13 protein-coding genes are annotated in these 20495 nt (G+C 47.3%); 1 reads left to right on the plus strand and 12 read right to left on the minus strand.

The features are described from left to right. Positions 1 to 111: 111 nt before the first annotated feature. From ACES2C_RS01175 to ACES2C_RS01210, 8 genes are all read right to left on the minus strand, one after another. Positions 112 to 2454 carry a glycoside hydrolase family 65 protein gene (locus ACES2C_RS01175; protein WP_374165199.1) on the minus strand — a complete coding sequence of 781 codons (2343 nt, stop codon included), beginning with the start codon at positions 2452 to 2454 and terminating at the stop codon, positions 112 to 114. A 93-nt stretch (positions 2455 to 2547) separates the two neighbouring features. Beyond that, positions 2548 to 3198 (minus strand): beta-phosphoglucomutase, encoded by a 651-nt coding sequence (pgmB, locus tag ACES2C_RS01180; protein WP_374165200.1) that lies wholly within the window; start codon positions 3196 to 3198, stop codon positions 2548 to 2550. A 1-nt stretch (position 3199) separates the two neighbouring features. Continuing rightward, entirely contained in the window at positions 3200 to 5053 is a 1854-nt protein-coding gene (locus ACES2C_RS01185; RefSeq protein ID WP_374165201.1) for a glycoside hydrolase family 13 protein, read from the minus strand. Positions 5054 to 5199: 146 nt separating this feature from the next. Continuing rightward, complete coding sequence (locus ACES2C_RS01190; RefSeq protein WP_374165202.1) at positions 5200 to 6225, minus strand: SusE domain-containing protein; 1026 nt, start codon at positions 6223 to 6225, stop codon at positions 5200 to 5202. 12 nt (positions 6226 to 6237) lie between these two features. Further along, on the minus strand, positions 6238 to 7830 hold the full coding sequence (locus ACES2C_RS01195; RefSeq protein ID WP_374165203.1) for a RagB/SusD family nutrient uptake outer membrane protein: 1593 nt from the start codon (positions 7828 to 7830) through the stop codon (positions 6238 to 6240). Positions 7831 to 7850: 20 nt separating this feature from the next. Continuing rightward, positions 7851 to 10820: a SusC/RagA family TonB-linked outer membrane protein gene (locus ACES2C_RS01200; protein ID WP_374165204.1), complete on the minus strand. Its 2970-nt coding sequence runs from the start codon at positions 10818 to 10820 to the stop codon at positions 7851 to 7853. A gap of 405 nt (positions 10821 to 11225) precedes the next feature. Then, positions 11226 to 12194: a LacI family DNA-binding transcriptional regulator gene (locus ACES2C_RS01205; RefSeq protein WP_374165205.1), complete on the minus strand. Its 969-nt coding sequence runs from the start codon at positions 12192 to 12194 to the stop codon at positions 11226 to 11228. Between the two features lie 51 nt (positions 12195 to 12245). After that, on the minus strand, positions 12246 to 12752 hold the full coding sequence (locus ACES2C_RS01210; RefSeq protein WP_374165206.1) for a peroxiredoxin family protein: 507 nt from the start codon (positions 12750 to 12752) through the stop codon (positions 12246 to 12248). Between the two features lie 117 nt (positions 12753 to 12869). Here ACES2C_RS01210 and ACES2C_RS01215 point away from each other — a divergent pair, with 117 nt between their 5' ends. Then, positions 12870 to 15302 carry a prolyl oligopeptidase family serine peptidase gene (locus ACES2C_RS01215; protein ID WP_374165207.1) on the plus strand — a complete coding sequence of 811 codons (2433 nt, stop codon included), beginning with the start codon at positions 12870 to 12872 and terminating at the stop codon, positions 15300 to 15302. A gap of 75 nt (positions 15303 to 15377) precedes the next feature. Here ACES2C_RS01215 and ACES2C_RS01220 read toward each other — a convergent pair whose 3' ends face one another. From ACES2C_RS01220 to ACES2C_RS01235, 4 genes are all read right to left on the minus strand, one after another. Then, positions 15378 to 16694 (minus strand): DUF4302 domain-containing protein, encoded by a 1317-nt coding sequence (locus ACES2C_RS01220; RefSeq protein WP_374165208.1) that lies wholly within the window; start codon positions 16692 to 16694, stop codon positions 15378 to 15380. A gap of 124 nt (positions 16695 to 16818) precedes the next feature. Further along, a complete protein-coding gene (locus ACES2C_RS01225; RefSeq protein ID WP_374165209.1) occupies positions 16819 to 18138 on the minus strand; it encodes a DUF4302 domain-containing protein in 1320 nt (439 codons plus the stop codon). A 31-nt stretch (positions 18139 to 18169) separates the two neighbouring features. Next, complete coding sequence (locus tag ACES2C_RS01230; protein ID WP_374165210.1) at positions 18170 to 18877, minus strand: putative zinc-binding metallopeptidase; 708 nt, start codon at positions 18875 to 18877, stop codon at positions 18170 to 18172. A 166-nt stretch (positions 18878 to 19043) separates the two neighbouring features. Beyond that, positions 19044 to 20495, minus strand: coding sequence for a RagB/SusD family nutrient uptake outer membrane protein (locus ACES2C_RS01235; RefSeq protein ID WP_374165211.1), 1452 nt, complete (start codon positions 20493 to 20495; stop codon positions 19044 to 19046).

Raw genomic sequence — 20495 nt, forward strand, 5'->3', positions numbered from 1 at the left:
TCTGTTTAGTGGCCTTTCCTCCACAAGCAGTCAAAAATAGTGCTATAACTGCCAGATACCGCCCTCTAAGGAGTACGCTCTTCATTCTTTTTTCTCTGGGTGATTCAATCTTTAGCTTTTGGTTTCGATCCTGCCGTCGACTGTGCGATATGCTGCTTTGACCGACTTGCCTCCTTCCACCTGATAAGGATCGTCAAAAACAAAGACGGTAAGGGCCTTTTCAGACTGGTTGCTTAAACAAATATGTTCTTTATTGATCAGCACATTTAAAATAGATCCGCGGAACAGGATATTGAACGAGAAAGAGGTCCATTTACCAGGGAGGAAAGGATTAAAGCGAAGGGCGTTGTTCCTCACACGCATCCCGGCAAAGCCTTCCACTACGCTCATCCAGGTTCCGGCCATCGAGGTGATGTGCAAGCCGTCTTCCGTATCGTTATTATAATCGTCAAGGTCTAACCTGGAAGTACGCAGATAAAATTCGTAAGCTCTTGCTTCATCGCCCAGCTTTGCAGCAAGGATGGCGTGAACGCAGGGAGACAGTGAGCTTTCATGGACCGTACGCGGCTCGTAGAAGTCGAAGTTACGGCGGATGGTCTCCTCGCTGAAGCGATCTTCAAAGAAATAGATCCCTTGTAGCACGTCGGCCTGCTTGATGAACACCGAACGGAGGATACGATCCCAGCTCCATTTCTGATTAAGGGGCCGGTCAGCGGGACTAAGATCTTTTACCAGGATCTGTTCCTTGTCGAGGAAGCCGTCCTGCTGAAGGAAGACGCCATGCTCTTCACTCATGGGGAAATACATATTATCTATCACATGTTTCCATGCTGACACTTCCTCCACGTCATCGAAATTCATCTTGGCAGTGAGAAGGGTGTAGCGTTCAGGGAAGGCGGACTTCACGTGAGCAAGAGCTTCAATGGCATACTCCATGCACCAGCAGGCGATGGTATTGGTATACCAGTTATTGTTGACGTTGTTCTCGTATTCGTTGGGGCCTGTCACACCCAGCATCACATATTTGGACCGGGCATCACTCCAGTTGACACGTTGCTTCCAGAAGCGTGCAATACCTACGAGTACTTCGAGCCCGTACGATGCCAGGTATTCTTTATCACCTGTGTAGCGAATGTAGTTGTAGATAGCATAGGCAATAGCGCCGTTGCGATGAATCTCCTCGAAGGTGATCTCCCACTCGTTATGGCACTCTTCACCGTTCATGGTGACCATGGGATAAAGTGCGGCTCCGTCTTTAAAGCCTAACTTCGCGGCGTTCTCTATTGCTTTCTCAAGGTGCTTATAGCGGTAGATGAGGAGGTTCCTGGTGACTTCAGGAGGGGCAGTAGCCAGATAGAAAGGCACGCAATATGCTTCAGTGTCCCAATATGTAGAACCGCCGTACTTTTCTCCTGTGAAGCCTTTCGGCCCGATGTTTAGCCTCGCATCTTCACCGGTATACGTCTGATTGAGCTGAAAGATATTGAAACGGATGGCCTGCTGGGCGGCCACATCACCTTCAATCACGATGTCACTTTCCTGCCATTTTAAGTCCCATGCTGCGGTTTGCTCTTCGAGCATCTTTTCGAAGCCTTTGGAACAGACCTTTTGCAGCGTTCTTTTCGCTTCGGCCACGAGGGTTTGGGAGGGATAGTTTTCGGAAGAGAGGTTGACCGCATATTTGCATAAAGTAATAGTTTCGGCCTGCTTCCCTTCCACGCTAACCTCACAGGCTACATAACGCTCGGAACTGAGGGGACGCGACTGGAGCTCCTGTTTACGGCCTCCTGCGCTTACGCTGAACATCATGCCCGTAGCTACTTCGAAGCCAGTCTTTCTGGTGCGGAGTACCAGGATGGCATTGTCCTGCCCCGTCTCCTGATACACTTCGTCCCAGAACTTCTCATCGTAGTTCGAGTCCTGATTTTTCACATCGCCATCTATGGCGGGTGTAAGAGTAAATGTAGCATCGAAATTGAGAGGTGTGAGCGAATAGCAGATCGCACCTGCCTCATCGTCTACGATACTGCAGAACCTTTTGGAATTCACTTTGAGCTTGCGGCCGTCTGATAGTTCGGCGACAAACTCGCGTTCGAGGAAACCCTCCTTCATATGCAGCACACGCCTGAACTCTTTCACCGTGCAGGTATTGAGGTCGAGTTCCTCCTCTCCCACCCTGACCTTTATTGCAGTCCAGTTGGCAGCGTTGAGCACCTTGGCGAAATACTCCGGATAGCCATTTTTCCACCAGCCTACACGGGTCTTGTCGGGGTAATAGACGCCGGCAACGTAATTCCCCTGGAGGGTATCGCCGGTGTATGTTTCTTCAAAATTGGCCCGCTGCCCCATGCGGCCGTTGCCCAGACTAAAAATACTTTCAGAGATTTTATTCAGGTGAGGATCAAATCCTTCCTCTACAATCTTCCACTCATCAACTTTAATGTAATTCTTCATTTGAACTATGTTTTAGTAGCACGGCATCCCTGCGTCTGCCAGGGGCCGTACTCTGTGCTCTCATCCTTATTCAATTTCGCGACAGCGGTTCTGTTACAGGTCAAAAAGCTGCTCCACTCGCAGATGGCTCAAGCCTTTCACTACCAGGTCTGCTTCATGCAGCACCTCTTCTGTGCCTATTCCTACCACTTTCATTCCCGCTGCCTTTCCGGCCTGCACGCCCGCCACTGCATCTTCAAAGACGACGCATTCATACGGAGCAACAGCAAGGGCTTCAGCGCCCCTGAGGAAGACTTCCGGGTCGGGCTTCGAAGCAGTCACACTATTGCCATCCACCACGGCATCGAAGAGAGCCGCCAGGCCTGTTCTTTCCAGAATTAAGCCTGAATTCTTGCTTGCGGATCCGAGTGCAGTCTTCAAACCCGCGGCGCGTGCCTCCTCCATAAATTCTCTTACTCCCGGCAGGATTTCGTCCGGAGTCATTTGGGTGATCATCTCGACATACCAGTTATTCTTTCTGGTGGCCAGTTCGGCTTGTTCCTCCTGGGTTTTCTCTAATCCGGCCCAGGAAAGGATCAGCTCAAGTGACTTTACGCGGCTCACTCCCTTTAATTTCTCGTTTTCCTCTTCGGTAAAATCGAAGCCGAGTTCATTGGCAAGCCTCTTCCAGGCGCGGTAATGATATACCGCGGTATCAACGATTACTCCATCGAGATCGAATAAACAAGCTTTAATCTTAGACATATTATTTCTTAAGTTCCAGTACAAGTGTGGTTTTAGGAGCAACAGAAAGCGATCGGATGTCTCGGAGCTGCTGTCCGGTTACGACATTTACCGCTCCGCTAAACCCATTCATCCTTTCTGCAAATCGCTCTGTGGGGAGTGTCTCCTGCTTTTCGGAAGTGTTCATGATCACCATCACGGTTTTGTCTGCGTTGTATCGGAAGTACACGTACACTCCGTTCTCAGGCACATATTGCATGAGTTTCCCGGTTTGCAGTACTTCGTTATTCTTGCGGTAGTTGGCCAGGGTACGAATGAAGTTAAAGGCATCGTTCTCCTTTGGCGTGCGTCCCTCAGAGATGAATTTGTTCACTTTATCGGTATCCCATCCGCCTTTGAAATCCTCGCGAACCAGGCCGTCAGGATTGGAAAGCCCGGTCATAATAATCTCGTCGCCATAGTACAGCTGAGGGATCCCGCGGGTGGTAAGCAGCCAGGCTATGGCCGACTTATACTTGTCCATATCCTCTCCCACAACGGAGTAGAAACGACTGAGGTCGTGATTATCCAGAAAAACCACGTTACGGGTTGGGTCCTGGTAAACAAAATCGCTGGCCAGTGTAGTGTAAAGCTTAGTGACCCCTGAATCCCAGCCAAACTTGCCAGTCAAGGCTTCGTTAATACCCCATAGACATTGAAAATCAGTCACGCCGGGCAGCTCCGTATCGAAGCCTCTGTTCACTGTATTTCCCTGAGTGAAGAACACCTGGTTGGCGATTCCATGCACCCAGGTTTCGGCAAAGATGGTAAGGCGGGGAAACTCAAGTTTCACGGCCTTAGCCCACTCAGCCATGAATGCGGCATCGTTATAGGCATAGGTATCAAGCCGGAAACCGTCAAGGCCTGCATATTCAACCCACCAGATGGTGCTCTGGGTAATGTACTTTTTTACGTAGGGGTTTTCCTGGTTCATGTCGGGCATGTGAATATCAAACCAGCCGTCGGTCATGAGCTTTTTCTCTGACGCGGAGGCGTAGGGATCAAAAAGCACCTGATCGCGATAGGATGTCCGCGTATAGGCGGGCCACTGGTGAACCCAGTCTTTCGAAGGCATATCCCGGATGGTCCAGTGCATACTGCCGAAGTGGTTATGAATAAAATCCTTAATCATCTTCATGCCCCTGGAGTGACACTCGTCTACAAGTTTCTTATAAAGTTCGTTGGTGCCGAAGCGCCGGTCGATCTTGTAGTTCTCCGTGTTGGCGTAGCCGTGATAGGACGTCTTGGGCTGGTCGTTCTCAAGGACGGGATTTAGCCAGAGGGCCGTTACTCCGAGATCTTTGAGATAGTCAAGGTGATTGATGATACCCTGGATGTCCCCGCCATGACGATAGTACATGGAATCGCGGTTCAGCGTAGTTTCATTCATCCCTTTTACCACATCATTCTTCTTGTCGCCGTTGGCGAAGCGGTCGGGCATGATGAGGTAGACCAGGTCTTTATTGGTCACCCCCTGAATGCGGCTTGACGAGGTGTCTCTCGACTTAAGTGCGTACCGGAAGGTCTGGGTTTTCTCCCCCTTACGGGTAAACTGGATAGGAAATGTTCCGGGCGCAGCATCAGGAGCAATCTGCAGGTCAAGGAACAAGTAGTTGGGATTTTCAACCTTGTGGACAGCAGCGAGCTTTACCCCCGGGTAGTTTAGTGACACCTGGCGGGATGCGATATCCTGGCCGTGAACAATGAGCTGAAGTTCGGGATTCTTCATCCCCACCCACCAGAAGGCAGGCTCAACTCTTTCTAGGGCTGGAATCTGAGCAAAGGAGGCTGCTGTAACCAGCGATAAGAATAAAAACAGTATGGTTTTGATTTTCATATTCTTGATAAGATCATAACTTACCTCAATGAGGTTATTTTCCAGTGATCTCTCTGCTGTAAGAATGTACAGCTAGCATACCGACTTATCGTCAGGAATAAGAAGTTTCAATAAGGGCAGGCGATCAAATGCCTGCCCTTTTTTTCTTATTGCTTCGTGAGAGTGTACGTATTGTTTGCAGTGTTGAGAACAACTGTGTATGTGCCAGCAGAGGTAATCGGAATATTATCTCCACCAGGAGTTAAAGCGCCATTGCTGCCTCCCAGATTTGTTCCCCAGTCGTGATTCTTCCTGAACTTGAACGTTCCCGCTTTGAGACTCAGTGTCACGCTCCATGTACCGGTACCGTTGTTATACTTCATATCGGTATCACCATCCCAGCCTTTAGGTGTGGCATCACCAATCACGCCCCATGAGAACGGCTCAAGCTTAATGGTGTTTGCGTTCAGATCAAGAAGGATCCTGTACGATCCGGCGCCCGGCGCTTTGAGATCACCGCCCGTCGTACTAACAGTTCCATTACCACCATCACCGTAGGCGGTTAGCCAGTTTTTAGCGGGAGTGATTTTAAATGCGAAGGTTGCGTTTGCCACGTCAGGGAAAAGAATGACACCTTCGTAAATACCGTTACCGGTGGCTGACTTCAGACTGTCGGCGCTTTCGGGCTTCCAACCTTGATAGTCACCCGGAACATAAACCCAACTGATCAGCGGGTAGGGTGTCACAGTGAGATCAAGGACATTGGAATATACGGGCTGGAAGGATGATGATATCTGAGATTTAAGGCGAAGTTCTAACTGTGAAGGCTTATCAAAAGGCAGATTAAGGGCTAACACCAGCGCATTAAACTCTAGGACTGAATAAGACCGATGATAAACCTTCGGGTCAAATGCAACCTCTTTTGGAGCTGAAAAATTTGTACCCTTTACCGCTATTTGCAGGACGTTTGACACGGCAGCCTGGTATCCAAAATCCCCTTCGGAAAAGTCGAACGTTATGGCCTGCTTATCCTGATTGGCTTTTTCAAGCACAAGTGTGGTAGCGGAAGCCTTTAAGGAGCCTGCTGCTCCCGGCACAGCCACTACCTCTGTGCCGCTCTTCTCGCAGGACGAAAAAGTAAATGCGGCAGCGAGTAGTATCAGAAGATGATTAAAAACAGTCTTCATATTCATATAAATTTCTTGTTAATACCCTTGGTTCTGTGTAAGATTCGGATTCGCGATAACATCAGAAGATGGAATAGGGAAAAGAGTACGGTAACTCTCCACTGCCCTGCCATTCGGCACTCCTCCTTTAAAAGGCCAGAGGTAAGATGCATCTGTGTATTTTCCGAACCTGATTAAGTCGGTCCTCCTAAAACCTTCCCAATAAAGCTCTCGCGCCCGCTCATCCAGAATGTCATTCAAGGAGATGGAAGACACGTTCCGGGAGGTATTGCCGTAAGCTCGCTCGCGGAGCTTATTGAAGTATTCGATGCCAGCAGAAGTAAGACCACCGTCTCTGATTTCAGCTTCGGCATAGATCAGGTACATTTCTGCTAAACGGAACAGCGGGAAGTCAATGGAGCAGAATTCACCATTGGTAGAGGGCGGCGTGGTTCCTGTGGAGGTCACGTTCCTAAATTTGGTAATGGCAAGACCTTGCTTAAACACAGATATATCTTCAATTTCAAGCTTTCCTCCCGCCTGAAAAAGGGCTCGCTTATCAGTATTTCCGCTATAGTCACCGAAGATAAGCGGAAGATTTTTCCGGCTCCTATTTCCACCCCAGCCGCCATTAGGAATACCAAAGGATGCAGGCCCCATATCTTTGTCTATTGCAGCATTTACGAGGAAGGTGGTGCCTCCATTCCCCTGGGTTTTCAAACCGTCATAATTAATAGACAGGATAACCTCGTTGTTATTCTTATCATTGTCAGCGAGGAACAGTTGAGAATAGTTACTCTTTAGCGAGTATCCGGCATCAATTACCTTTTTGGCATATATCCTGGCGTCCTGGTATCTCTTGTTGCCAGCGCCCAGATAAGTTTCCGCATTCAGGTACATACGGGCAAGGAGAGCCCATGCTGCGGCCTGATCTGCGCGGCCGTACTCATTTTGCCTTGGAGCCTTTAAATCTCCCTCTATTGCCTTTAGCTCAGATTCGATATATGCAAATAGATCTGCTCGTTTAATTTGCTTAGGCGCTACTTTTCCAATCTGATCGTTCTCAGTAATAAACGGAGGATTTCCGTAAAGATCCATCAGAACCCAGTATTGGAAAGCGCGCAGAAAACGACCTTCCGCAACGAAGTGCTTCACCTCTGCAGCGTCGTTCCCGGTAATACCTCTGCTGTTCAATTTTGCATCAGTACTTTCGCGAATGAACTCATTCACAAGGGTAATCTGGTATAAGCTCCTTGTATACAGGAACTGTAGGTAAACGTTACCCGAGGTCCAGGTCATCTGATCAAGATCGCCAATAGCGGGGTCACCCAGCCACGCACACACCGCCTCGTCAGTGGTAATTTCCTGGGCGTTCCAGAATTGTCTCAGGAAATCCGCAGCACCAACGTTCGCTTCGCTGCCCTTTAGGTCGGTACTTCCAGCTCCTGAGCTACCGGTTGTCGCATAGCTGCCATATACTTTGGCAAGAGAGCTTTTATATCCGGCAAAGTCTTTATAGGCGATATCGGCCGTAATATCGTTCGTAGGAGTGAGATTCAGATCTTTACTGCAGGAACCGGCCGTAATAGCGATAACAGCACATGCAGATACTATCTTTATAAAGTTTTTCATCTTCTTATTCATTTAATCAGTTAGAAACCCAGATTTAATCCAAGCACAAAAGTTCTTGGCCTTGGATACAGCTGATAACTTATACCGTTGCTCACTTCAGGATCTAATCCCTTAAAGTTCGTGATTGTAAAGACGTTTTGAACATTACCATTTACGGTCAGGTTCATGTTACTACCTTTTAAAATCTTACCGGCGTTGTAGCTCAGTCCGACGTTATCCATCTTTAGGAAAGAGCCATTTTTGATGTAATAGTCACTTTTATAACGGCTTGTCTTAAACTGTGTGTTATAAATGTCGGTCGTCGTGTTGTTGATCACGCCCTGAGGGCTAAGAATATTGTACTCAGTACCGAAGTTGGACGCGACGTTATCGTATACGTAGTTTCCAAGATTAGACCTTAATACGGTACTCAAAGTCCATTTTTTGTAATTGAAAGAGGTGCTGAAACCTAGAATCGCCTTAGGTGCAGGTGACTTATAGTAATACATGTCCTTCTCGTTCGTTACCCCGTCGCCATTCAGGTCTGCGTATACGTTTTCAAGAGGCATGCCGGCTTGATCATAGACCTGCTTATATACGTAGAATGTGTAAGGCTCCTGATTAACCGTGTGCACCTGCAACATATTGCCTGAGCCACCGGTTATTTGTCCCTTTTCCACCTTAAAGTCGGGATCAGGCACAGCTGATAAGTTAGTAACCTTGCTCTTGTTGATTGTGAAATTGAATCCGAAGTCCCACGACATTTCCTTTTGTTTCAGAGCGTTCACATTTAAGTTGAACTCAACGCCCTTGTTCTCCATGTTTCCAATATTAGTCAGCAGTTGATTGCTAAAGTTGGTACCCACGGGAATTGGGATAACGCTGAGCAGATCCCTTGTCTTCTTGTAATAAAAGTCAACGCTACCCGTGATACGGCCAGTCAGGAATCCATAGTCAATTCCAGCGTTATAGGTTTCGGTTGTTTCCCACTTAATATCCTTATCGTAAGCGATGGGCGTATTCATGTAATAATACGTATCGCCTAGCTGATACATTGACTCATTTGTACTGCTGAAATAGTTTGGAAGATAGGAGTAGTTTTCGATTCCTTCCTGTTGGCCAGTAACTCCGTAGCTCAGCCTTAGTTTCAGATCAGACAGAGCTGGCATCGCCTTTATGAAAGATTCGTCGCCAGCTCTCCAGGTAAACGCGACGGAAGGGAACGTGCCCCAGCGGCCTTCTTTGCTGAATCTGGAAGATCCGTCAGAACGAAGAGTACCGGACAGGATATACTTATTATCAAATGTGTAGATTAAACGTCCGTAGTAAGACAAGAGCCTGTTCCTGGGGATGTCATAAGGGAATTTTGGAACCCTTAGTGCTGAACCATCGGCCCTAAAATCGCCATAATCAAAATTCTTTCTCTTGTTGTCATAGAAACCGTATCCAGCCGTTGCATTGATGCTGCTTTTAACATTTGGAATTTCCTTGTTGTAATTAAGATAGAACTCGATTACTTTATTGAAAATATCGTTTCTATAATTATTCACGAATCCGCCAGTAGAAAAGCTTTGCGCGGCCTGCTGCCCTACAAAGACATCTCCGGTACCCTTCGATACGTCATACCCCAGGTTCAAATTGGCGTGCAGCTCTGGAAGAAAGTGGAAGGAGTAGTCGAGCTGCAGGTTGCCGAAACTCCTGTTTGCCTGGCCATGATCATCTTTCTGTTCGATCATTGCAAGGGGGTTTCTAGGCGCATTTCTGTTTGGTATGACGGATCCATCTGCCTCGGTGGCTAGCCACTCATAATATTTTCCCCATGCGTTATCCTGGAAGACCGGCTTGGTTGGATCAAACTGTACCGCGCTCCCAATGGCACCCTGATTTGCGAATTGCGACTTCGAAATTGAACCTTTAAGGTTCAAGTCAATTTTCAGATGATTATCAAACAACTTTGGGGTGATGCTTATCGCTCCTGTTGTACGCTTCATATTGTCACGGATGAGGATACCATCCTGATTCAGATAACCCAAAGCGATTCGGTACGGCACCTTTCCCATACTGCCTGTTACACTAATATTATTATCGCTTGTGAAAGCATTGCGATAAATAACGTCCTGCCAGTCGGTTGAAGCGTCACCAAGAAGGCCTTTCTGTACCTCTGAACCACGTGCATTAACATAACTCCTTACGGAATCCGCAGAAAGTACATCTACTTTTCTCGCGATAGTCGCTACAGAGTTCTGACTGACAAAATTGACTACCGGCTTTCCGCTCGTGCCTTTCTTCGTAGTGATTAAGATGACACCATTTGAAGCCCTCGATCCATAAATAGCCGTTGCGTTTGCATCCTTTAGAACAGTAAAGGTCTCAATGTCATTAGGATTAATTAAAGCAAGGGGATTTGCGACTCCTGAAATTGAACCCGTACTGAGAGGTACTCCGTCAACGACAATCAACGGATCATTACTTGCATTTAGTGAGGCTCCCCCGCGTACTCTTATGACTGCCCCAGCTCCTGGCTGGCCTCCGCTTGTGGTGATCTGCACGCCGGCCACCTTTCCAGCAATTAGCTGCTCAGGTGAGGAGATTGTGCCTCGCTGGAAGTTCTTGGAACTGACCGTGGCGATAGAACCAGTGAGGTCTTTTCTCTGCTGCGTTCCATAACCAATTACAACAACTTCTGTGAGCGCCTGGGCGTTTGGCGTTAGCTTTAAATTGAGGGAAACGGCTCCGTTAACCGTCACATTGCGGTTAAGGGTCTGGTAACCCACAAAACTTACTACAAGCGTATAGGTCCCGTCCTTAATGCTGTTGAGCTTGAACGAACCCGCTTCATTTGTGGAGGTACCTCTGCTAATGGCAGGAATAGTTACCGAAGCACCGGGAAGGGGCTGATTGTTTTCGTCTAAGACCTGGCCACTAATGCTTCCGGTTTGCCCGAAGCCCCAGAGGGAGGAAAAAGCGAGAGATAACAGAAGAAGAAATCTCTTCAGGTAATGTTTTTTCATTTGATACTATTTTAAGTTTAACATCGTGGTTAGTACTTCAAGAACTATGATTGTAAAATTAATCGGGAACGTTCTCGAAATAAAGGAACAGCAGGTAAAGTTTTCCACAATTTTCAGGATGCTGGTTAGTGTAGCACAAACACGATTAAGAAGACTAAAATAAAGCACTGTAAATCAGAAACATCTATTTTGCTTAATCGTTTGAGCGATTTTACTTTTTTTGAAACGTGTTTCGGGAACGGTACCGGTATCGTTCCCGAAATGTTGAAAACTAAAGGAATAGTAAATAAAAGATTATCGGAATTTCTTCCCGGAAAAGGAGGATTGGATGACCGGATTTTCATGATTTAAGGGCTTCAACAGGCCCTGCGGTCGACTCACGAATTACAAGGGAGGATTCCAGAACTACGCGCTCTGCCTCTCCTTCTTCGGCCTCTCCCCCTCTAACTTTCTGAATAGTATTCGTGCTGCTTCAACTCCCATGTCATATGCGGGCTGGGTGATGGTAGACAGCGGAGGACTTAATAAGGACGCTATTTCGAGACTTGAAAAGCAGATGATCTTCAAGTCCTGCCCTATTCTGATCCTTAGGTCATGACATACATAATAGCTGGCAATGGCCAGGCGCTCCACGGATGCAAAAACCCCGTCGGGCTTAAGGACAGAAAATGTATTTCTTAATATCTCCTGATTGCGTTGCAGATCGTTACTGCAATCAACCACCAGTTCTTCACGGAAGGGAATACCTGCCATAGCAAGCGCATCGGCATATCCCTGCATCCGCATCTTTCCGATTGAAAGATTCTTGTTAACAACAAGATATGCGACCTTTTGGCACCCCTGCTCAATGAGATGACGCGTGGCCGAATAACTGCTTTCATAGTCATTGGTAGCCACCTTAGCGGTATTCACATCATCGTACATCCTGTCGAAAAAGACGAGAGGTATGCTTTTCCGGCGAAATTTGTGCATGTGGCTGTGATCATTCGCTTCGCCTGTCACCGACATGATGATGCCGTCGACCCTTCCATTATGCAACTGCGAGATAAATTCTACTTCTTTCTCAAAATCATCGTTGGTGAGGTAGATCTGCAGGTGATACCCTTTATCGCGCGCCACGTGTTCGATACCATTGATCGCTCTCGAGAAAAAGTTGTTGGCTATTTCCGGTACGATCACTGCAATGGTGCTTGTCTTCTTGTCGCGGAGGTTACTGGCCATGTGGTTAGGCTGGTAGTTCAGTTCGCGCGCTAAGGTCAGTATCTTCTCCTTCGTCTCTTTATTAATATCACTATGCCCCCTGAACGCTCTCGACACGGTTGAGGTGGAAAGATGAAGCTTCTCGGCTAACTGCTTGATATTAATTGAATCCATCGCGGTTTACATTTATCAGACTCACACTTATGGCATCAAATATAAGCGGTTTTACTTCTTGCCGTTCACTGCATTTATTATTTCCCGAACATCTTTTTGCCCGCTCAGATATTTGATCAGCTCTCCCTTCTCCGAATAGATGTACATGGCAGGATACTTGTCGGGCATAAACTTTTGCACAAACTCTGGTTTATAATCGTGAAGCACAGTCACATTGGGCTTGCCGCTCAGTCCCTTTCCGTAAGAACTCATAAAGCGTATAATAGCGGGCTTCAGATCCATGGAGACCAGATAAAAAGACGCCTGCTTAAATTCACCGTAGCGCTTCCCCAGCTCCTGTATCTCGTGCTGGCAGTGGCTGCAGGTGACGTCAAAAAGGATAATAACCGAAGTTCTATTCTTCGCTATGTCTTTTTTGGAAAAAAGGCGACTATCAAGCGTCTGAAAGGTAAAATCAGGAAGAACGGCTGCCGGCTTATACTGAGCAAAAACATTGCCCATTCCAACAATTAGCAGCGCTACAATAGTGATTCCCTTAAAAAGACTGGCATTTTTCATATCATATTTCCCTCCGACTAAGATAAGACTGTTTTTCGATCCTATAATTTTAATAGAGCATGTAATTTTAACATTACCCGGCGACAAAAAGCAAAAGTATTTTCATATTAGTAGGATATGTACACTTTTACTAAAAAACTTAAGAACCTATGCCCTATTCTTCTTACCATAATAGGGCCTGTCTCGGCAGTTCAGGGGCAGGACAGATTAACATACCAAAAGCCGCCGCAGGAAATTCTCGACCTGCTAAATGCGCCTCCGGTCACGCAGGTAAGCTTTAATGGCAAAGGAACAATGATGCTTTTACTCGAGAGGCCCGATTACCCGGGTATTGAACAGGTGGCTCAGCCTATCCTGAGGATCGGCGGTTTAAGGATCAATCCCGCAAATAACGCGGCTGCGAATAACATTAGTTACAACAATATTAAAATCAAAGACTTAAAACAAGGCACTATAGTCCAGGTAACAGGCCTGCCGCGTGCTCCCCGGATCAGCAATATAACCTGGAGCCCCGACGAGAGCACACTTGCCTTCGTTCAGGAAAACGCAACCTCTGCGGAGTTATGGATCGTTGATCTTAGCAGCCGTGCGGCACGTCGTTTAACCGATATCGCTTTAAACGATGCCTACGGGACCACCTTCAGATGGGCAGCGGACAGCAAAAGCATTCTGGGGCAATTCGTTCCTGCCGGACGAGGACAGTCGCCGCGCGAAAATATAGTACCAGAAGGCCCTGTTGTGCAGGAAAACCTGGGAAAGACAGCAGCATCCAGGACATATCAGGATCTTTTAAAAAATCCGTACGATGAAAGTCTTTTTGACTTCTACCTCACTGCTCAACTGAAGGAAGTAGATCTCAACGGAAAAACGAAGGACATTGGCAGACCTGCTATCTATTCGCAATTCGATTATTCGCCTGACGGGAATTACATTATGACGAAGCAGATCGAAAAGCCTTATTCATACCTCGTTCCAGCATATCTCTTTCCCTACAAGATACAAATACTGAAAAAGGACGGGGAACTGGTTAAAGATCTGTATTCTGCGCCACTGGCTGATAACCGCCCTAAAGGATTCGATGCCGTAGACAAGGGTCCGCGGGAGCATGCCTGGAGACCAAATGAACCCTCTACCATTTACTGGGCGGAAGCGCAGGACGAGGGCGACCCAAACAAAGCCGCAGACCTACGGGACAAGCTCTATACTCTCAAAGCTCCCTTTAATACTTCTCCGGTTAAGATTGCCGACTGTACCTATCGCTTTTCCGATGCTGAATGGGCTGGAGATGGGCTTGCGGTAATAACAGAGAGGTGGTGGAAGACGCGGCAGGAAAGAAGATCGCTCATCAACACGAAAGATGGGCGACCGGTCAAGGTTATCTCTGAACGCTCCTACGAGCAAACGTATACCGATCCGGGTGACTTTGTCTTAAGCAAGAATTCCTTCGGCAGGCCGGTGCTCCTGCTTGATCAGCAAGCCACAGAACCGGTTGCCTTTACCATCAGCACCGGTGCCTCACCGCTTGGCGACCGCCCCTTCCTGTTGAGATGGAATTTGAGCACAGGCAAAACGGATACCCTTTTCCGTTCAAAAGCCCCTTATTACGAGTTACCCGTCTTTTTTAACAACCAGGGGCAGGTCATTATCAGTCGCGAATCCAAGGACCAGACGCCGAATTACTACAGTGTAAATCTGAAGAACAGAACGGCGAAGGCACTCACGAGCTTTCCTGATCCGTATCCGTCTCTTAAAGGAGTTCAGAAACAGCAGCTTGCGTATAAAAGGAGAGATGGGATAAACATGTCGGGTACACTTTATCTCCCGAAGGGGTATAAGAAAGGTGACGCGCCGCTGCCGCTGCTCATGTGGGCCTACCCAAGGGAGTTTAAGTCAGTTGATGCTGCGTCTCAGGTAAAGGGTTCTCCTTACCGCTACACCAGGATCAGCTGGGGCTCACCTGTATATTGGGTCGCGAGAGGCTACGCCGTCCTCGACAATGCCGACATGCCAATTGTCGGAGAAGGAAGCAATGAACCTAATGACAGCTTCATCCAGCAGTTACAGGACAATGCGAAAGCAGCAATTGACTATGTCGTGAACATGGGGGTAGCCGACCGCAAAAAGATTGCCGTGGGAGGTCATTCTTATGGAGCCTTTATGACGGCAAATCTTCTCGCTCATACCGATTACTTCGCAGCAGGTATTGCACGCAGCGGCGCCTACAACAGAACACTCACTCCGTTCGGCTTTCAACAGGAAGAGCGTACTTACTGGCAGGCTCCTGAGGTATACTATAAGATGTCACCATTCAGTTATGCCGACAAGATCAAAACTCCTCTTCTGCTCATCCATGGAGCGGCAGACGATAACTCAGGCACCTTCCCGATCCAGAGTGAGCGACTTTACAACGCACTAAAAGGGCATGGAGCAACTACCAGGCTGGTTTTCCTGCCAAACGAAGCGCACCACTACTTTGCGAAAGAATCAGTGATGCATATGTTGTGGGAGATGGACAAATGGCTGGATACGTATGTAAAGAATAAGAAATAGTTCCAGGTCCTTAATAAAAAGAGAGCGACCCGAAGGGCCGAAGGGCTACGCTCTCTTTTTATTTCTGAAAAGCCTTTAGAATAGCTTGTCGAGAATTCCAGTAAAATAGATACCAGGCGTCTCTACACTGACGAACTGGCCCAGGATGAGAGTATTCCCCCTTAGCGGATACGTCTGAACCTTATAGCTTCCGGTACTCATAAGATCAGTAAGCGGCTTCAGCTGAGCGCTCATAAAGGAGGCATTCGATCCGGTCGTCGTCTCTTCCAGCGGCAAGGCCGTAAACTTATAGACGCCCTCTCCAGATTTACTATAGGAATACGGGAACCGCGCCTGATAACGAGTACTTCCCCTCAGGAAGTAAACATCCATATTCATAACAGAAGAGACAGGATCAATGTTAAACTCAACAACATAGAGCGTGAAGCCACGAGCCGTTATTGCGGCAGATGCTGTGTTCCAAACAGTCCTGAAACCAGCAGACCATCCCGGCAACGCCAAAAGAGTTGGCGAGGGAACCGAGAATAGACTGTAGCCAGCCGTGCCAAGGAGATATTCGGCTCCAATTACAGGAACCAGGGAGTTCTCCAGGAATAACTTCGCTCCTTTGTAATTGAAATATAGCTTACCGGCAGCAGCGTCCCATCCCAGTTCAGTAACCTTCGTATCTCCAGCCATAATGGGCGACTTCATCGTAATTCCTCCTGCAGAATAGGAATAGAATGATGAGGCTGTACTGACCCCTTTCGAAGAAGAAAGAACCGCCGAAGTAAGATTCACATCTACCGGATTAATAAGCAGCTGAGCGACCGACTGATTATCTAAAGCTGCGTACAAAAACACCGCAGATTCCAGATATGCTTCAATATCGCCAATCTGACTGGCAAAACCACCGCTTGTAAAAACGGCTTGCTCGGGCGCAGTCGCCTTTACCAGCCTGATCTCATCAGCGAACCTCGCGCCTACAAGGCTCACCGTATCGCCCTTAACAGAGCGCATACTGTAGTCCTTGTCAATGCCTGCATCCTCCAGGCTATCCAGGTGTGAGCCGGCCTCCAGCGTAATAGTGGGCGCAGTGTTTTGCAAGAGATCGATCTTGAACGCCGACTTTGACGCTGTTGCAGCCGTCTCACCGTCAAAATCCATATACAACTGCAGTTCTTTTTTGGTCGTGTCTAAGGACATAAATCCACTGAAGATCCTTCCGGAATGGTGAGATAAAAGCACTTTCCATCCCGATGCTGATCCTCCTATTGCCTTCTTAAAATCTGCAAGGCTTTCCGCCGGATTTTTAAACGACTTCTCGACATCCAAGGAAAGATCATCATCCTTCTTACAGCCAACAGCTGCGGCCATCAATATGAGATAAATAAAAAATAGAGTCTTTTTCATGAGTATTTTCGCTTTTAATCGCTATGAAGCTATCATGTGCAGCAATCCCTTAATCCTCGCCGCCTGTGTGAACACGCATGATGGTTTCATAATCTATTTCTATAGTATAGTCTCTGACCGGCTCTTATTGCAACAGACCGGTAAAAGAAAATTCGCCACCCGGATATACATGCGTGCTGCTAAGCTTGCCGAGCAATCCCGTATCCGTTTTCAAATAGTCAACCTTGAACGAATCAGACTCGATATACTTCAAAAGCGTCATGTCGTTCTTAATAAGGCCACCGTTTCCATTTTGAGAGACCGGTGTAAATTTAAAGAGTCCGTCTGCTGTCTTTTTATAACTATAAGTAAACGTAGCAAGGAAATTAGTTGCACCTTGTGCAACCACCGCATTAATGACCATAGATTTATCACTTGCGTCAAATGCAAACTCCATATCCTTTAAGGTTAAGCGATAAGGCCCTGCAAGAATAGCCGCCTTTGAGGCATTATACTCCTTCAAAAAGAGAGCGGAGGTACCAGGCAGCGGATTGGTGCCCGATCCATTAGGCACGACAACCGAGGTGTACACCATACCCAAAAGAATGCTCAATGGCGCAGTAGGGGAACTCGAAGCCTGCACCGTTATGCGTTGCGTGCCTGCCTGAATGTAGTAATGTTTCCCTGAAGCATCCCAGAGCAGCTCATCGAACGTAACGCCGTTCAAAGTAACCGGCTTTTCCAAATGCAGACCATTCACCGCATAAGCAAACGATGTTTTGACGAACTTATCCTCATTATTCTCCTGATATGCCAGGGCCAGCACCCTCCCCTCAGGAGAAATAATGGTCTCATACTTCGAGTCCTTAATCTGAACAAAACTAAAGGGAGTTTCAGAAGCATAGTTCTCTGCACTTTGTATCATCACGTTCAGTGCGCCCGCCTGGTATGCATCATACTCAGCTTTGGTAGCCCTTACCAGCAACAACTTGCTCCCCATAAACGTCCCGGTCATTTTAATACTATCGGTCTTCACCGTATCAAAGGAAAATTCAAAGTCCGAATATCGTCCGGCCCCGCGGTCTCCTCCGCTGATGCCCTCATCGGGGTCTGCCAGTACGTGCAGATAGGAATAGGTATCGAAGAACAGGGAAGGCCTCTGTACCGCTTTCAACCGATAAGAGCTCTCGAAGCTGGAAACAGCAAACTCTCCGTCGAAATCCGAATACATCTTCACGCGGTTACTGTTATTGAACTGGAAATAAAAACCGAACGATTCGCCCTGCGTAGTGGATAAGAAAGCCTTCCATCCATACTGAGCTCCGGCCAGCTGTTCGCCATATTTTGTAATCGCTTCGTTCAGCCTCTGATCGGCTCTTTCGCCAAACAGCGTATCGTTGTTATCCTTCTTACATGAAGCGAATGCCCATGTAAGGATGAGGATATATATGCTAAATTTCTTCATATCTCTTGTCTGAAAAATAGATGAATAAAAACTAAGCCTGCGGTTTCAGCACCTTTTCTATTGCCCCGTGAGTGGCGGTCTGCAATGCGTAGAAATCAATGTTCCAGGCTTCCTTAAAGTACTTCACTACAATCTGCTCTTTAAGGCGAAGAAGCGGCTGAGCTGATGCCGGTGCCGAAGCTACCATCGCATTAAAGCCCGATCTGCCCTCTACCAGCATGGTGGAGATCATCTCTACGAAATCTTCATCAGGTGCGGCCCTTGAATAACTCGTAATAAAGCCGAGACTCAAAGCTTGCGTATTACTGTAGTTGAACCAGGTAGAAGTATAGCCCCCGGGAGTTATATTCTTATACTCGATCGGATAATTGATGGTCTGGTGCAAAATATGAGCAAACTCGTGATGTATCGTATGCAGCTGCTGCTTTACTTCCGATTCGGCAGTGCTCTCAAACGAATTCACAGTATACAGGACTATTTTCCTGCCACCTTCTGCGGTACCCAGGGTTATCGTCCCATTTGCATTATAAGACGGACTTCCCACCAGTACAAATTGCTTAGGCGCATACTTTTTTATGAAGAGATCACCCGCCTGAGCGGTGTAAGGTTCAATCCACACCCGCTTAACCACCTCCATCAGAGGAATAACCTGCCCCTCAAGCGGCGGAACAAGGTCCTTGTTCTGGTCCAACTCAAAACGGTCAAACTTATATTTCACCTCGATATTAAAAGGATCCACATAATTAGTGGTCAGCCAGTTATCTATCGGCCCTTTTACCCAGGTATCTCCCCCAGCCCAACAAGGTCTGTTTGAAGATCGTCCTCCTTACTGCATGAAAACGAAAGCAGCGAAATGAAGACTAACAATATGATGCTTTTTATAGAGAATTTCATGTCAACAATTTTTAGCGTGGATTCAATTCAATACCAGACGTAGCCGCTTCCTGTGGAATTTGAACTACTCTTCTCGGATCTTCCGGACCGATCACAATACTTGTACTCTTATCGAACGATTGGTGCACTACCGGAATTCCGTGTCTTAGCATATCAAACCACCTCATTCCCTCATGCATAAATTCTGCTCTCTTAAAATGCAGAATGGATTTAATCAGTGCATCCTTCGTGTCGGAGGTTTGATAAAAGGCCATTGCTTTGGCAATCGTCAAAGCATCGAGCCCCGGATCATAATCTTCCACCCTGGTAGACAGAAAGGTATTAATAAGACTAACTGCCTCCTGATAGCGGCCCAGCTCTACATAGGCCTCAGCTTTGTTAAACAACACTTCTTCAGTGGTAAGGAGAGGCACCATATTATAGGGATCCCCTATCTGAGCATTGGCATTAGCCCTCACAAAGTGCTCATAGAACTTAGGAATATTAAGCACGAGGTCTGTTCCGCCGTAAACCCGGTAGGCCAGAGTAGCACCAGCAGGATTATTACTTGAAAGCGTAGCCGACTGAATGGTATTAGTCAGACCATACCGATAGCTGGCATAATTCCGTCCCCACACCGATGGAGTTTCAACCAACAGAAGGTTTGCGTTTTCCGTGGATCTGGTATACTGCGCCTGTAGCACGTAATAGGTCATGGCCGCATAACTAGTAGCCCATGGCCGAAGATTAGCCGAAATGGTAGAACCAGGGAAGGCGAGATTCGCCTGCTCCAGCACCTTTGCGTAATCACGTTTGAAAAGGTAGAACCTCACAGCGAAAGCCCTTGCAGCTGTCGTATTGAAATGGAACTTTGGAGATTTGTAGATAGAATTATTGATCAGAGGAAGACCTTCATTCAGGTCTTTTTCGATCATATCGTAGACATACTGAACCGTCTTGCGCTCATACTTTTTGATAACTACCGTCTCAGGCTCGGTCACGTAAGGTATTCCAGGATCAGAGGCAGCTGTAGCCGGATTGTATACCTTCGAGAAAAAGGTCACCAGCATAAAATGCGCATAAGCACGTGCCAGCAGTGCTTCTCCCTTTAAAGCCTTATACTCATTCGGGTTCGGAACCTTTCCAATAGCATCCAGGGCATGATTAGCAGCAGAAATTGCCGCGTAGCAAGCCTCCCAGTAATAATCCGGCGAGCCCTCATCTTTACTCTGCACATCATTAAAAAAATATGGATTCTGATTGATCGCTTCTACCGTTCCTCCTCCTTTGTCTCCGGCATTGTCAGACATCGACTCAGCCATCGTAATGTAATCGCCTTTCGGATAGGCCGTCGCCAGTAATTCCGACATCTTTTCCACGGAATTAAGGTCTGCACGCTGATCGGGCTCATGATCCAGGAATTTCTCGCAGCCGGAAAAGAAGAAGAGAGCCGCTGCGGAAAAATATATAAGAGTTCTTTTCAT

Source organism: Arcticibacter sp. MXS-1 (assembly GCF_041902385.1).
In the GTDB taxonomy this organism is placed as follows: Bacteria; Bacteroidota; Bacteroidia; order Sphingobacteriales; family Sphingobacteriaceae; genus Arcticibacter.

Excerpts from the sequence above, each read along its gene's own strand:
- ACES2C_RS01235 (WP_374165211.1), bottom strand. The coding sequence starts at position 20,495 with ATGAAAAGAACTCTTATATATTTTTCCGCAGCGGCTCTCTTCTTCTTT.
- ACES2C_RS01205 (WP_374165205.1), bottom strand. The coding sequence starts at position 12,194 with ATGGATTCAATTAATATCAAGCAGTTAGCCGAGAAGCTTCATCTTTCC.
- ACES2C_RS01200 (WP_374165204.1), bottom strand. The coding sequence starts at position 10,820 with ATGAAAAAACATTACCTGAAGAGATTTCTTCTTCTGTTATCTCTCGCT.
- ACES2C_RS01225 (WP_374165209.1), bottom strand. The coding sequence starts at position 18,138 with ATGAAGAAATTTAGCATATATATCCTCATCCTTACATGGGCATTCGCT.
- ACES2C_RS01195 (WP_374165203.1), bottom strand. The coding sequence starts at position 7,830 with ATGAAAAACTTTATAAAGATAGTATCTGCATGTGCTGTTATCGCTATT.
- ACES2C_RS01210 (WP_374165206.1), bottom strand. The coding sequence starts at position 12,752 with ATGAAAAATGCCAGTCTTTTTAAGGGAATCACTATTGTAGCGCTGCTA.
- ACES2C_RS01175 (WP_374165199.1), bottom strand. The coding sequence starts at position 2,454 with ATGAAGAATTACATTAAAGTTGATGAGTGGAAGATTGTAGAGGAAGGA.
- ACES2C_RS01190 (WP_374165202.1), bottom strand. The coding sequence starts at position 6,225 with ATGAATATGAAGACTGTTTTTAATCATCTTCTGATACTACTCGCTGCC.
- pgmB (WP_374165200.1), bottom strand. The coding sequence starts at position 3,198 with ATGTCTAAGATTAAAGCTTGTTTATTCGATCTCGATGGAGTAATCGTT.
- ACES2C_RS01220 (WP_374165208.1), bottom strand. The coding sequence starts at position 16,694 with ATGAAAAAGACTCTATTTTTTATTTATCTCATATTGATGGCCGCAGCT.
- ACES2C_RS01215 (WP_374165207.1), top strand. The coding sequence starts at position 12,870 with ATGTACACTTTTACTAAAAAACTTAAGAACCTATGCCCTATTCTTCTT.
- ACES2C_RS01185 (WP_374165201.1), bottom strand. The coding sequence starts at position 5,053 with ATGAAAATCAAAACCATACTGTTTTTATTCTTATCGCTGGTTACAGCA.